The organism is Arthrobacter sp. RCC_34 (genome assembly GCF_041360795.1).
Lineage (GTDB): Bacteria > Actinomycetota > Actinomycetes > Actinomycetales > Micrococcaceae > Arthrobacter_E.
In genome coordinates this window covers 1,467,656-1,480,583 of the sequence record NZ_JBFUPW010000001.1, presented here as the reverse complement: position 1 = coordinate 1,480,583, position 12,928 = coordinate 1,467,656, and the positions used below count along the sequence as shown (strand labels likewise).

General features: G+C 67.2%; 12 protein-coding genes. 9 read left to right on the top strand and 3 right to left on the bottom strand.

Annotated features, from left to right (window positions below; genetic code table 11):
* Positions 1-50: 50 nt before the first annotated feature.
* Together lepA and hemW are read left to right on the top strand one after the other, a co-directional pair.
* Positions 51-1,910, top strand: coding sequence for a translation elongation factor 4 (lepA, locus tag AB6732_RS07025; RefSeq protein WP_370959276.1), 1,860 nt, complete (start codon positions 51-53; stop codon positions 1,908-1,910).
* 3 nt (positions 1,911-1,913) lie between these two features.
* Positions 1,914-3,143, top strand: coding sequence for a radical SAM family heme chaperone HemW (gene hemW / locus AB6732_RS07020; RefSeq protein ID WP_370959275.1), 1,230 nt, complete (start codon positions 1,914-1,916; stop codon positions 3,141-3,143).
* Between the two features lie 76 nt (positions 3,144-3,219).
* On the opposite strand, the gene AB6732_RS07015 is transcribed toward hemW, so the two are convergent.
* Together AB6732_RS07015 and AB6732_RS07010 are read right to left on the bottom strand one after the other, a co-directional pair.
* Positions 3,220-3,666, bottom strand: a complete 447-nt coding sequence (locus AB6732_RS07015; RefSeq protein WP_370959612.1) for a DUF4870 domain-containing protein — start codon at positions 3,664-3,666, stop codon at positions 3,220-3,222.
* A 151-nt stretch (positions 3,667-3,817) separates the two neighbouring features.
* A complete protein-coding gene (locus AB6732_RS07010) occupies positions 3,818-4,657 on the bottom strand; it encodes a DUF3097 domain-containing protein (protein WP_370959274.1) in 840 nt (279 codons plus the stop codon).
* A gap of 125 nt (positions 4,658-4,782) precedes the next feature.
* Here AB6732_RS07010 and hrcA point away from each other — a divergent pair, with 125 nt between their 5' ends.
* From hrcA to AB6732_RS06995, 3 genes are read left to right on the top strand one after another with little or no spacing between them, the layout of a single operon-like run.
* Positions 4,783-5,796, top strand: a complete 1,014-nt coding sequence (gene hrcA, locus AB6732_RS07005; RefSeq protein ID WP_370959273.1) for a heat-inducible transcriptional repressor HrcA — start codon at positions 4,783-4,785, stop codon at positions 5,794-5,796.
* Positions 5,797-5,856: 60 nt separating this feature from the next.
* Positions 5,857-6,981 carry a molecular chaperone DnaJ gene (gene dnaJ, locus AB6732_RS07000; protein ID WP_370959272.1) on the top strand — a complete coding sequence of 375 codons (1,125 nt, stop codon included), beginning with the start codon at positions 5,857-5,859 and terminating at the stop codon, positions 6,979-6,981.
* Positions 6,982-6,984: 3 nt separating this feature from the next.
* Positions 6,985-7,737 (top strand): 16S rRNA (uracil(1498)-N(3))-methyltransferase, encoded by a 753-nt coding sequence (locus AB6732_RS06995; RefSeq protein ID WP_370959271.1) that lies wholly within the window; start codon positions 6,985-6,987, stop codon positions 7,735-7,737.
* Between the two features lie 9 nt (positions 7,738-7,746).
* Here AB6732_RS06995 and AB6732_RS06990 read toward each other — a convergent pair whose 3' ends face one another.
* Positions 7,747-8,673, bottom strand: coding sequence for a GerMN domain-containing protein (locus tag AB6732_RS06990; protein ID WP_370959270.1), 927 nt, complete (start codon positions 8,671-8,673; stop codon positions 7,747-7,749).
* A 284-nt stretch (positions 8,674-8,957) separates the two neighbouring features.
* On the opposite strand from AB6732_RS06990, the gene AB6732_RS06985 reads away from it, so the two are divergent.
* The 4 genes from AB6732_RS06985 to era are packed head-to-tail and all read left to right on the top strand — an operon-like array spanning position 8,958 to position 12,878.
* Entirely contained in the window at positions 8,958-10,139 is a 1,182-nt protein-coding gene (locus tag AB6732_RS06985; RefSeq protein WP_370959269.1) for a PhoH family protein, read from the top strand.
* Positions 10,136-10,609 carry an rRNA maturation RNase YbeY gene (gene ybeY, locus AB6732_RS06980; protein ID WP_370959268.1) on the top strand — a complete coding sequence of 158 codons (474 nt, stop codon included), beginning with the start codon at positions 10,136-10,138 and terminating at the stop codon, positions 10,607-10,609. Before AB6732_RS06985 ends, ybeY begins: the two co-directional genes overlap by 4 nt.
* Positions 10,606-11,916, top strand: a complete 1,311-nt coding sequence (locus AB6732_RS06975) for a hemolysin family protein (protein ID WP_370959267.1) — start codon at positions 10,606-10,608, stop codon at positions 11,914-11,916. Before ybeY ends, AB6732_RS06975 begins: the two co-directional genes overlap by 4 nt.
* Complete coding sequence (era, locus tag AB6732_RS06970) at positions 11,916-12,878, top strand: GTPase Era (protein ID WP_370959266.1); 963 nt, start codon at positions 11,916-11,918, stop codon at positions 12,876-12,878. The genes AB6732_RS06975 and era overlap by 1 nt, the downstream gene beginning before the upstream one ends.
* Positions 12,879-12,928: the final 50 nt, after the last annotated feature.

Sequence of the window (12,928 nt, the reverse complement as noted above, 5' to 3'; positions counted from 1 at the left end):
CCGGAGCCCCGTCGGAAGGACCGCCCGAAGGCAACAGTAAGGACTCCTGAGTGTCTCCCATGGCCCGCACTGCACCGGTGCCCGCCGCGACTGATCCGTCCGTGATCCGCAACTTCTGCATCATCGCGCACATCGATCACGGCAAGTCGACCCTCGCTGACCGCATGCTGCAGCTGACCGGCGTGGTCCAGCCCCGGGACATGAAGGCCCAGTACCTGGACCGCATGGACATCGAACGCGAGCGTGGCATCACCATCAAGTCCCAGGCCGTCCGCATGCCCTGGGAATTCGACGGCACGAGCTATGCGCTGAACATGATCGACACCCCGGGTCACGTCGACTTCACGTACGAGGTCTCCCGTTCGCTGGCCGCCTGCGAAGGGGCGATCCTTCTGGTGGACGCCGCCCAGGGCATCGAGGCCCAGACGCTGGCGAACCTCTATCTGGCCATGGAGAACGATCTCACGATCATCCCCGTGCTCAACAAGATCGACCTGCCCGCGGCCCAGCCGGAGAAGTACGCAGCGGAACTGGCCAACCTCATCGGCGGCAAGCCCGAGGATGTGCTGATGGTTTCCGGCAAGACCGGCGTCGGCGTCGAGGACCTGCTGGACAAGATCGTGCAGGACCTGCCGGCGCCCGTCGGCAATCCGGACGCGCCTGCCCGTGCCATGATCTTCGACTCCGTGTATGACACCTACCGTGGCGTGGTCACGTATGTCCGTGTCGTGGATGGCAAGCTGTCACCGCGCGAGCGCATTCAGATGATGTCCACCAAGGCGAGCCACGAACTCCTCGAGATCGGCGTGAGCTCCCCGGAGCCGGTGCCGACCAAGGGGCTGGGCGTGGGCGAGGTCGGCTACCTCATCACCGGCGTGAAGGATGTCCGCCAGTCCAAGGTCGGTGACACCGTCACCACGCTGCACAAGCCCGCCTCGGAGTCCCTCGGCGGCTACGAGGACGCCAAGCCCATGGTCTTCTCCGGCCTGTACCCACTGGACGGCACGGACTACCCGGTGCTGCGCGACGCGCTGGAGAAGCTGATGCTCAATGACGCGGCGCTCGTGTACGAGCCGGAGACGTCCGCGGCCCTCGGCTTCGGATTCCGCGTGGGCTTCCTCGGTCTGCTCCACCTGGAGATCACCCGGGAACGTCTGGAGCGCGAGTACAAGCTGGATCTGATCTCGACCGCTCCGAACGTGGAGTACGAGGTGACCCTCGAGGACAAGAAGATCGTCCACGTCACCAACCCGAGCGAGTACCCCGTCGGCAAGGTCGCCGAGGTGCGCGAGCCGATGGTGTCCGCCACGATCCTGGCGCCGAACGAGTTCGTCGGCGCCATCATGGAGCTGTGCCAGTCCCGGCGAGGCATCCTGGGTGGAATGGACTATCTCTCCGAGGACCGTGTCGAGATCCGCTACCGGCTCCCGCTGGCCGAGATCGTCTTCGACTTCTTCGACACCCTGAAGTCCAAGACCCGCGGCTACGGCTCGCTCGACTGGAAGGCCGACGGCGATCAGGTCGCCGACCTGGTCAAGGTCGACATCATGCTTCAGGGCGAAACGGTCGACGCCTTCAGCGCGATCACCCACCGTGACAAGGCCTACTCGTACGGCGTCATGATGACCTCCAAGCTCCGGGAACTGATTCCCCGCCAGCAGTTCGAGGTCCCCATCCAGGCCGCCATCGGCGCGCGCATCATCGCCCGCGAGAACATCCGTGCCATCCGCAAGGACGTGCTCGCCAAGTGCTACGGCGGTGACATCAGCCGTAAGCGCAAGCTGCTGGAGAAGCAGAAGGAAGGCAAGAAGCGCATGAAGATGGTGGGCCGCGTCGAGGTCCCGCAGGAAGCCTTCATCGCCGCGCTGAGCAACGACGAAGGCAACGGCAAGGACAAGGCCAAGAAGTAGCCCATGCCCAGCGCGCTTCCTCTCGGTGACCCGGCTCCCGCGGACGGGCTCCTGGATCCTCAGGCCCGGGAAGGCGCGCGGGAGCGTGCCTTCAGCTTGTACATCCACGTGCCGTACTGCACGGTCCGCTGCGGTTACTGCGACTTCAACACCTACACGGCCACGGAACTCGGCGGCGGCGCGAGCCAGGACGAGTACGCCGGCACCGCCCTGTCCGAGCTGGACTTCGCGGCCGGCGTCCTCGAGCGCTCCGGCATCCCGGCGCGTCCGGTGTCGACCGTGTTCTTCGGGGGCGGCACACCGACCCTGCTGAACCCGGAGGAACTGGGAGGGCTGCTGGGCCGGGCCCGGGATCTCTGGGGACTGGAGCCGGGCGCCGAGGTCACCACCGAGGCCAATCCTGAGACCGTCACCGAACAGTCCCTGGCACGGCTCGCGGAAGCCGGTTTCACCCGGGTGTCCTTCGGCATGCAGTCCGCCGTGCCGCACGTGCTCAAGACCCTGGACAGGGTGCACCGTCCCGAGCGGGTCCCGCAGGTGGTGGAATGGGCCCGTGCCGCGGGTCTCAACGTGAGCCTGGACCTCATCTACGGGACCCCGGGGGAGTCGCTGGCCGACTGGGAACGTTCCCTGGACGCGGCGCTGGCCTGCGAGCCGGATCATCTGAGCGCTTACGCCCTCATCATCGAGGACGGCACGAAGCTTGCGGCGCAGATCCGTCGTGGGGAGGTCCCCGACGTCGACGACGACGACCATGCCGACAAGTACGAACTCGCCGAGCAGCGCCTCGCTGCCGCCGGCTTCGACTGGTACGAGGTCAGCAACTGGGCGCGCGAACCGGGACAGGAATGCCGGCACAATCTCGCTTACTGGCGGGGCGACGACTGGTGGGGGATCGGCCCCGGCGCACATTCGCACGTCGGCGGCGTCCGGTGGTGGAACGTCAAGCACCCCCGTGCCTACGCGCAGCGCCTCGGGGATGGGGTTTCCCCGGCCGCGGGCAAGGAAGTTCTCGACGGCAACACCCGCTATCTCGAGGACGTCCTCCTGCGCGTCCGGCTGGCCGAGGGCCTGCCCACCGCGGCGCTCCAGGCTGAGGGGCGCACCGCCGTCGCGGGCCTGATCGCCGACGGCCTGATCGACCCGCAGGCCGCCTTCAAGGGCGCCGTGCGCCTGAGCCTGCGGGGCCGTCTGCTGGCCGACGCCGTCGTGCGCCGTCTGCTGCCGGACTGACCCCTGCCGTCCAGCACCCGACGGTGTTCAGGGCATGAAAAAGGCGGAACCCCCGTGCCGGGGTTCCGCCATTCGGCTACTTGAGGAGCCGCAGGTTGTACTTGTAGCGGTACGGCTGGCCCCGGTTGACGTGGATGCCGGCGATCACGGAGAACACGGTCAGGGCGATCCAGATCAGGGCCGCGATCACTGCGAAGATCCCGCCGATCCAGGGGATGAGGCTCAGGATGTTCGCCACGACGGCCACCAGCGTGGGCGGCAGGGTGAAGTTGAGGGCTTCCTTCGACTCCTGGGCCGTGAACGGTCCCCGGTCCTTGAAGATCAGGTAGATCAGGAGCGAGGGGATGAAGCCGAGGATCCCGCCGAAATGAGCCAGCATGGCCCACTGCCGGTCCTCGCTGGAGCTCAGCGGCTCCGGGACGGCGCTGGCGCCCGTGTAGGGGTGCTCTCCAGAGGTCTGACCGGGGTTGTTCTGGGCTGGATTGTTCTGGCTTGGGTTGTTCTGGGCCGGGCCGCCGTTCATGCCGGACGCGGAGCGCGGCTGATCGCCCGGGGAGGATGCTCCCTGGGGCTTCGGTCCGGATGCGTCAGACACAGCTCATACTCCTGAGGTAGTTCCGGATCACGGGCAGTGCACGTGACGGCGTTTCCTACTCAGCATAGTGGCTGGGAGGTCAGGCCGTGAGGAAATCGATGACCTCCTCGACACGCCCCAGCAGGCTCGGTTCCAGGTCAGCGTAGCTGCGCACGGTGGAGAGCAGCTTCTGCCAGCCGAGACCGATGTCCTCCGCGGTGGCGTGCGGCCAGCCGAAGGCCTGGAGGATGCCCGTCTTCCAGTCGGTGCCGCGGGGGATCTGCGGCCACGCGGGGATGCCGAGGGTCTGAGGTTTGATGGCCTGCCACACGTCGACGTACGGATGTCCCACCACCAGGACGTTCCCACTGACACCCGGCTTGCGCATCAGGGCGTCGACGATCCGCTGCTCCTTCGAGCCGGGCACCAGGTGATCGACCAGGATGCCCAGCTTGCGGCCGGGACCGGGGCCGAAGGCCGCGACGGCCGCTTCCAGGTCATCAATGCCGTGCAAAGGCTCGACGACGATGCCCTCCACCCGCAGATCGTCGCCCCAGACGCGCTCGACGAGTTCGGCGTCGTGCTTGCCTTCCACCCAGATGCGACTGGCGAGGGCCGTGCGGGCTTTGGTGTCGACGTGGAGCGAGCCGCTCGCGGTGCGCCGGGGACCCTGCTGAGCGGCGGCGGCTCGTGGCGGAACGATCTTGACCGCTTCGCCGTCCAGGAGGAATCCGAAGCCGAGCTGGAAGGAACGCTCCTTGCCCCGGCGGTCCTCCAGACTGAGGATGTGCATCCCGCCCGACTTCTCCACGCGCGTCACGGCGCCGACCCAGCCGGTCTGAACCTCCTCGAGGACCATGCCCCGCTCCACCGGCACCTCGCGCAGCTGCTTCTTGGCGGGTGCGCTGAGGTCCTGAGGTCCCCAGGAATGGATGGACATGATGCCTCCTGCTGTTCTCCGCCTGGCGATGTCCCGGGTCCGGGGCAGGCATACTAGAATTAGCACTTAGAGAGGTAGAGTGCTAAGAGAAACGCCGAAGAGCAAGAGCATGTGGAGGTGGCCGAGTGAGTGATCCTCGTCGTCTCGAAGTCCTGCGCGCCATCGTGGAGGATTACGTCCACTTCCGGGAGCCGGTGGGATCGAAAGTGCTGGTGGAGCGCCATCAGCTGGGCGTGTCCAGCGCGACGATCCGCAACGACATGGCGGCGCTGGAGGAGGAGGGGCTCATCGCGGCCCCCCACACGAGCGCAGGCCGTATTCCGACGGACAAGGGCTACCGGCTCTTCGTGGACCAGCTGGCCTCCGTCAAGCCGCTGTCCGCCGCGGAGCGCCGTGCCATCCACTCCTTCCTGGACAGTGCCTCCGATCTCGATGACGTGCTGGAACGGTCGGCCCGGCTGCTGTCCCAGCTGACACGGCAGGTGGCCGTGGTCCAGTACCCCAAGGCCAGCCAGGCCCGCCTGCGGCATCTCGAAGTGGTGGCGCTCGGAGGTTCTCAGGTGCTGCTCGTGCTGATCACCGACACCGGATCGGTGGACCAGCGGGTGGTGGATCTGGGACAGGTTCTGGCGGAATCCGATGTCGCGGTGCTGAGGACGATGTTCCTGGCGGCCTGCGCGAACCAGCCGCTCGACGCCCTGCGTGAGACCGTCCCCGTCCTGACCGCGACGGTGGCCCCGGGCCTTCAGCAGCCCGCCGCGGCACTCGCGGCCGCGCTCCTGTCGCTCCTCGACTCGAGCGCGGAGGAGCGGATCGTCCTGGCGGGAACCGCGAATCTGGCGCGCGCCACCATGGATTTCCCCCTGAGCATCGGGCCGGTGCTGGAGGCGCTCGAGGAGCAGGTGGTCATGCTGCGGCTCCTGACCGAGATGCACCAGGATCAGCATGGCGTCGCCGTCAGCATCGGACGCGAGAACCCGTTCGACGAACTCGCCGGCACCTCGGTGGTGGCCACCGGCTACGGCAAGGGTTCCGCGTCGAAGGTGGGCGTCCTCGGCCCCACCCGCATGGACTACCCGTCCTCCATGGCGGCGGTGCGCGCCGTCGCGCGCTATCTTTCACGGATTCTGGCGGGGTGACCTCACCGGTCGCCCGACGCCACAGCAAGTCACCCAATAGAGGAAGAGAAGTACACACACGTGAGCAGTCACTATGAAGTCCTCGGAGTCCCGCGCGACGCCAGCGGCGAGGAGATCAAGAAGGCCTACCGCAAGCTCGCGCGGACCCTCCACCCGGACGTGAACTCCGCGGATGACGCCGCCGAGCAGTTCAAGGCCGTGACGCACGCCTACGAGGTCCTCTCGGTTCCCGAGAAGCGCCGGGTCTACGACACCACGGGCAACGAGAACGGCACCGACAACGGTTTCGGCGGTTACTCCGGTTCCGGCTTCGCCTTCCAGGACATCTTCGACACCTTCTTCGGTGGCGGCGGCGCCGCTGGCGGCCCGGCCTCCCGGGTGCGGCGCGGCCAGGACGCCCTGGTCGAGGTCCGCATCGATCTCAAGGACGCCGTGTTCGGCGTGGAGAAGACGCTCGAGCTGGAGACGGCCGTGGTGTGTGAGACCTGCGACGGCAGCTGCTGCCAGCCGGGCACGAGCCCGGAGCGCTGCGACATCTGCCACGGCGCGGGCCAGGTCCAGCGCCCGGTGCGTTCCATCCTGGGCCAGGTCATGACGGCCGCCACGTGCCCCAGCTGCCAGGGCTTCGGCACCGTGATCAAGGACCCGTGCAACGAGTGCAACGGCCAGGGCCGGGTCCGCTCGCACCGTTCCCTCTCCATCAAGATCCCCGCCGGTGTGAGCACCGGAACCCGGATCCAGCTCTCCGGCCACGGTGAAGCCGGCATCGCCGGCGGTCCCTCGGGCGACCTGTACGTCCAGGTCAGAGTGAACGCGGACAAGACCTACACACGCGACGGCGACGATCTGCAAGCCGCGCTGAAGGTCCCCATGACCGCTGCGGCCCTCGGCACCGACGTCGAACTGGAGACCTTCGACGGTCCCCAGACGATCAGCATCAAGCCCGGCACGCAGTCCGGCGAGGTCATCACCCTCCACGAGCTCGGTGTCACCCACCTGCGCGGCTACGGCCGTGGCGATCTCAAGGTCCGCATCCAGGTGGAGACTCCTACGAAGCTCGACGCCGAACAGGAGGAGCTGCTCCGGAAGCTCGCCGGTCTCCGCGACGAGGAGTTCACTGAGGGCAAACTCGCCAGCAGCGGCGGGATGTTCGCCAAGCTCCGCGACAAGTTCGGCAACCTCTGAGCCATGAGCAACCCGGTCTTCTTCGTCCCCGCCGGTTCCCTCGATGAGGTGGAGCCCTCCGGTCTCGTGACCGTCGACGGCGCCGAAGCGCGGCACGCCGTCACGGTCAAGCGGCTGTCGGCCGGCGAGGGCGTCGATCTCGTGGACGAGCAGGGGACGCGCGTCATCGGCACGGTGGACTCGTCCGACGCCGGTGAGCTGGTGGTGCGCGCGCTGGAGATCGTGCGGGAACCGGCGCCGTCACCCCGGCTGATCCTGGTGCAGGCCCTCGCGAAGGGTGACCGTGATGAGCAGGCGATCGAGAGCGCGACGGAACTGGGCATCGACGGCGTGATCCCGTGGCAGTCCGACCGTTCCATCGTGCGCTGGCGCGGGGACCGGGCCGCGAAGGCATTGGCGAAGTGGCGTTCGGTGGTCCGGGCTGCGACGAAGCAGTCGCGGCGCGCCCGCACCCCGGAGGTCGAGGACGTCCTCGACTCGGCAGGGCTCGTCCGCCGCATCTCCCGCTCGGGCGCGGCATTCGTCCTCCATGAGGACGCGAGTGGTTCCTTGTCCTCGCAGCTGGATGCTATCCAAGGTCTTGATGGCGAGGTCCTGCTCATCGTGGGACCGGAGGGCGGGATCTCCCCGTCGGAGGTGGCCGCATTCCAGGCTGCGGGGGCCCGCACCGCATTGCTCGGACCGCACGTGCTGCGGTCGTCCTCGGCCGGTCCGGCGGCGCTGGTCGTCGCGAACACGGTGCTCGGACGCTGGTGAGCCGGTCTCTCAGCGAATGGTGACCGTCTTCGAATCCTGAACCGGCTGCGCCGTGCCGGGGACCGTGGCGGACACGGTCAGTTCGTAGGTGCCCTTCGGCAGGTCGAGCCGGGAGGCGAAACGCCCCACCTTGTCCGCCGTCTGAGCCACCGCGACCTTGTCCGAGGACAGCACGTCCTGGCCCTCGGGGGAGCCGGCCGGAGCGACAGACCAGGTCACGTCTTTCTGGCCGCCGAGCACCACCCCGTTGAAAGCGACCGTGCCCGAGTTGAGCACGGCCTGGTCCTGGGGGACCATGATGCGCACCGGCGAGAGGAACGCCAGGTCCCGGTGGAACGGAAGATTCAAGGGGATCGAGCCGAAGGCCTCGACGTCATTGCGCCCGTCGATCAGGAGCACGACGTCGGGTTCCACCGAAGCGTCGACCATTCCCGAAGCGCGCGCGGCGGACACCGCCGTGAAGACCAGCTGCTGCATGGCCCTCTTGGCCATCGATGGGTCAAGATTCTTGGAGAAGGCATCCGCGCTGACATCCACCGTGATGGTCGACACTCCGGACATCGAGGCGGCCAGACGGTGCGGGGCCTGCCAGGCGGTGAAGTAGTCGGGGTCCTCGGGCTTCTGAGCCATCATGACTTTCAGGGCCGAGGTGACGGGGTCGTCGCCGGCACCGGTCTTACGGGGTTCCGAGAACAGGTAGGCGTTGCCTCCCGTGCGCCCGATCCAGTAGACCTGCACCTGGGTGGCGGTTTCCGCCGTTTCGCTCGGGACCGCCGTGACATCCGGCACGGAGGTGGCCAGCGACTGTGGGTCCGGCAGACCGGAGGAGACGGTCACCGAGGGCGTGGCCGTGCAGGCGGACAGCAGAGCCGCGGCGAGGGGGAGTGCCAGCAGGCGCGCGGGAAGGCACCGTCGTCGTGCGCTGATCGACGTCATGGTGCTCCTTCCTCCTGCCGGTCTGGCTGTTCCTTCGGGTCCGCGGGCGGAGTACGCCCATGCGAAAGGGCCTGCTGATCAGCACGCCCCACATTCCACCTTGCCACACGTCGTCAGGTCCCCATGCCTCTGAGCGGGCAGCCTCCGGAAGTGAAATCCGATTGATACCCCGCTGTGCCCAACCCGTGACCCTCCGGCGTCCTGACGTAGACTTTCAGGAGGCCATGGACTTCATGGCCGCACGACTTCCACGAAAGGGATATCCGGTCACGAGGGCCGGCACCATGAGCGAAGAAACCATGCCATCGGGGGCCCTGTCAGGTCATGCCGACTTCCCGCACAGCACGCCCCTCTCGCGGACCGAGGTCATCCTCTTCGACACGGGCGAGGCCATGGTGCGGGCGCTCGGCGCCCACGACGAATCCCTGCGCGGTCTCGAGTCGGCCTTCCCCGCCGTGACGTTCCACGTGCGCGGGAACGAACTGACCCTGAAGGGCCCCACCGAGAACGTTCAGCTGGCGCACCGTCTGGTCCTGGAACTCAAGTCGCTCTCCCAGCGGGGCACCCCGGTCACCCGTGAGCTCGTGGTCCAGCTCCTCGGCATGCTGAGCGCACGCACCGTGCCGACGCCCACCGAGGTCCTGACGCAGAACATCCTCAGCAGCCGTGGCCGCACGATCCGCCCCAAGACGCTCAATCAGAAGAGCTACGTCGACGCGATCGATCAGAACACGATCGTGTTCGGGCTCGGCCCGGCCGGCACCGGCAAGACTTACCTGGCCATGGCCAAGGCCGTCCAGGCGCTGCAGAACAAGGAAGTCACCAGGATCATCCTGACGCGTCCTGCAGTTGAGGCGGGCGAGCGGCTGGGCTTCCTGCCGGGAACGCTCAACGACAAGATCGACCCTTATCTGCGTCCGTTGTTCGACGCCCTGCACGACATGATGGATCCGGAATCGATCCCGCGCCTGATGGCGGCCGGGACCATCGAGGTGGCGCCGCTCGCGTACATGCGCGGTCGGACCCTCAACGAAGCGTTCATCATCCTGGACGAGGCCCAGAACACCACCCCGGAGCAGATGAAGATGTTCCTCACCCGTCTGGGCTTCGGGTCCAAGATGGTGGTCACGGGTGACACCAGCCAGGTGGATCTGCCGGGCGGAACGACCTCGGGGCTGAAGATCGTCCAGGGCATCCTGGACGGCATCGAAGACATCAATTTCTCCGTCCTCGACGCCAGCGACGTGGTGCGCCACCGCCTCGTGGGGGACATCGTGACCGCGTACAACCATTGGGACGAGGAACAGCTGCGAGGCACGCACCGCCGTCGCACCCCCTCCCGCCAGGCGGCAGGCCTGAACAGCAGCGCGGAAAACAGCAGCGCAGAACACAGCAGCGCAGAACACAGCAGCACGGCGCACATCAGCGCAGAGCACAGCACCACCGAGCCAGGAGCCACCGCATGAGCATCGAGGTCAACAACGAGTCCGGCGTCGACGGCAATGCCGAGGACATCGTCCGCCTGGCGCGGTTCATCTTCGATGAGCTCTACATCCACCCCGAGGCCGAACTGTCCGTGCTCCTGGTGGACGAGCCCACCATGGAGAAGCTCCACATCGAGCTGATGGACGAGCCGGGCGCCACGGACGTGCTCTCCGTCCCCATGGATGAGCTGACCCCGGGCGCCCCCGGACGGATCACGCCGGCGGGCATGCTGGGCGACATCGCCATCTGCCCGCAGGTGGCGGAGATCCAGGCGAAGAACGCCGGCCACAGCACCGAGGAGGAGATGCTCCTGCTCGCCACGCACGGAATCCTGCACCTCCTGGGCTTCGACCACGCCGAGCCGGAGGAGAAGGCCGAGATGTTCGGCCTTCAGCGCCAGCTGCTCTCCTCCTTCCTGGGCAAGGACGCCCCCCTGGAGACCACCGAATGACCCTGGCGGTACTGCTGGTCCTGACGGTCGTCTTCCTGGTCATCGGCGCCATCCTTTCGGCGGCCGAATCGGCCCTCGCCTTCCTGCCCCGTCATGCCCTCGACGATCTGGCCGAATCCCGTCCCGGGCACGCGGCCAACCGGGTGCTCGACGACGCGCAGGCGCATCTGAGGTCTCTGCGTTTCTGGCGGATCTGGTTCGAGATGGCCGGCGCGGTCGCCCTGACGCTCGCGGTGTCAGGACTCATCGAGAACGTGTGGCTCGCCGGCCTCATCGCCACGGTCATCATGGCCCTGGTCGGCTTCGTGCTCGTGGGCGTGTCACCGCGCCGTCTCGGGCGGCTCCACCCGGCCGCGACCGTGCAGTACACGGCGTCCCTGGTCCATGCCCTGCGCCTGGTCCTGGGCCCGATCCCGGAATGGCTTCAGCGTTTCGGCACGGCCGTGCTGCCGTCCTCGCATGGCGCGGACGTGGACACGCATGACGAACTCGGATCGCTGACCAGCGCCGAGGTGCGGGAGCTTTTCGAGCGCTCGAGTGATTCGGAGCTCATCGAAGAGGGCGAAGCCGAGCTGATCCAGAGCGTCTTCGACCTGGAGGACACGTTCGTCCGCGCCGTCATGGTGCCACGGACCGACATCGTCCACATCGGCAGCGAACAGACGCTGGAACAGGCGATGAGCCTCTTCCTCCGCAGCGGCAACTCCCGTGTCCCCGTCGTGGGGGAGAGCGCGGACGACGTGCTGGGCATCCTCTACCTGAAGGACGTGGCGGCAGCGCTGTTCGGCCGCGGCCCGGATTCCTCGATCTCCTTGATCGCTCTCATGCGGCCCGTCCGGTTCGTGCCGGAGTCGAAGCCGGTGGCGGAGCTTCTCAAAGAACTCCAGACCGAGCAGGTCCACATGGCGATCGTGATCGACGAGTACGGCGGCACGGCGGGCCTGGTGACCCTGGAGGATCTCATCGAGGAGATCGTGGGCGAAATCGTGGACGAATACGATTCCGAGGCCGCGGAATTCGTCGAACTGGCGCCTGGCACATTCCGGGTGAACGCCCGCATGCCGATCGACCACCTGGGTGAGCTTTTCGACCGGGAGATCGAGGACGACGACGTGGACTCCGTCGGCGGCCTCCTCGCCAAGGCGCTGGGCAGGGTCCCCATCCTGGGCAGCGTCGCCTTCACCCATGGGCTGCGGCTGGAAGCGCTGAGCATTGAGGGCCGGAGGAATCGTGTGCACCACGTTCTGGCCCAGGAGTCGAACGAAACTGAACGTGGGACCGCAGAGTCCCGGGAGGAAGAGGACTGATGTCGGGACGCAACGACGGGCTGATGCCCACACCGGAGAACAAAGACTACCGGGCAGGTTTCGCCATCCTGGTGGGACGTCCGAACGCGGGAAAGTCGACACTGACCAACGCCCTGGTGGGGCAGAAGGTCGCCATCACCTCCAACAAGCCGCAGACCACTCGCCACACGATCCGTGGCATTCTGCACCGTCCCGACGCCCAGCTGGTTCTCGTCGACACGCCGGGCCTGCACCGGCCTCGCACGCTGCTGGGTCAGCGGCTGAACGATCTCGTGGCGGCCACGCTGTCCGAAGTGGACGCCATCGGATTCTGCCTCCCGGCCAATGAGGCTGTAGGCCCCGGCGACCGCTTCATCGCACAGCAACTGGCGCTCCTCGGGCGGAAGCCCATCATCGCGGTCGTCACGAAGGCCGATCTGGTGAGCAAGGAGGACCTCGGAAAGCAGCTGCTGTCCGTCCACGCCCTGGGCCAGGAGATCCTCGGCGGCGACGGCTTCCGGGACATCGTCCCGGTTTCGGCTCAGGACGGTTTCCAGGTGACCACCTTGGAGGACGTGCTGATCTCCCACCTGCCGAAGTCGCCGCCGCTCTACCCGGACGGAGAGCTGACCGATGAGCCGGAAGCCGTCATGGTGGCCGAGCTGATCCGCGAGGCCGCCTTGGAAGGCGTGCGGGACGAACTGCCGCACTCCCTGGCCGTGGTGGTCGAGGAGATCGTCCCTCGGGAAGGTCGTTCGGAGGACAACCCTCTCCTGGATGTGCGGGTCAACCTGTTCGTGGAGCGGCCCTCGCAGAAGGCGATCATCATCGGTCGCGCGGGCAGCAGGCTCAAAGAGGTCGGCACGCGCGCCCGCAAGGGCATCGAGGCGCTCCTCGGCACCAAGGTGTACCTCGATCTGCACGTGAAGGTGGCCAAAGACTGGCAGCGGGATCCCAAGCAGCTGGGCCGGATGGGCTTCTGAGCAGGACTCTTCGGAGATCTGTCAGCTCAAATGCAGGAATCGGCTCTACG

Excerpts from the sequence above, each read along its gene's own strand:
- hemW (WP_370959275.1), top strand. The coding sequence starts at position 1,914 with ATGCCCAGCGCGCTTCCTCTCGGTGACCCGGCTCCCGCGGACGGGCTC.
- AB6732_RS07015 (WP_370959612.1), bottom strand. The coding sequence starts at position 3,666 with ATGAACGGCGGCCCGGCCCAGAACAACCCAAGCCAGAACAATCCAGCC.
- AB6732_RS07010 (WP_370959274.1), bottom strand. The coding sequence starts at position 4,657 with ATGTCCATCCATTCCTGGGGACCTCAGGACCTCAGCGCACCCGCCAAG.
- AB6732_RS06995 (WP_370959271.1), top strand. The coding sequence starts at position 6,985 with ATGAGCAACCCGGTCTTCTTCGTCCCCGCCGGTTCCCTCGATGAGGTG.
- AB6732_RS06990 (WP_370959270.1), bottom strand. The coding sequence starts at position 8,673 with ATGACGTCGATCAGCGCACGACGACGGTGCCTTCCCGCGCGCCTGCTG.
- AB6732_RS06985 (WP_370959269.1), top strand. The coding sequence starts at position 8,958 with ATGAGCGAAGAAACCATGCCATCGGGGGCCCTGTCAGGTCATGCCGAC.
- ybeY (WP_370959268.1), top strand. The coding sequence starts at position 10,136 with ATGAGCATCGAGGTCAACAACGAGTCCGGCGTCGACGGCAATGCCGAG.
- AB6732_RS06975 (WP_370959267.1), top strand. The coding sequence starts at position 10,606 with ATGACCCTGGCGGTACTGCTGGTCCTGACGGTCGTCTTCCTGGTCATC.
- era (WP_370959266.1), top strand. The coding sequence starts at position 11,916 with ATGTCGGGACGCAACGACGGGCTGATGCCCACACCGGAGAACAAAGAC.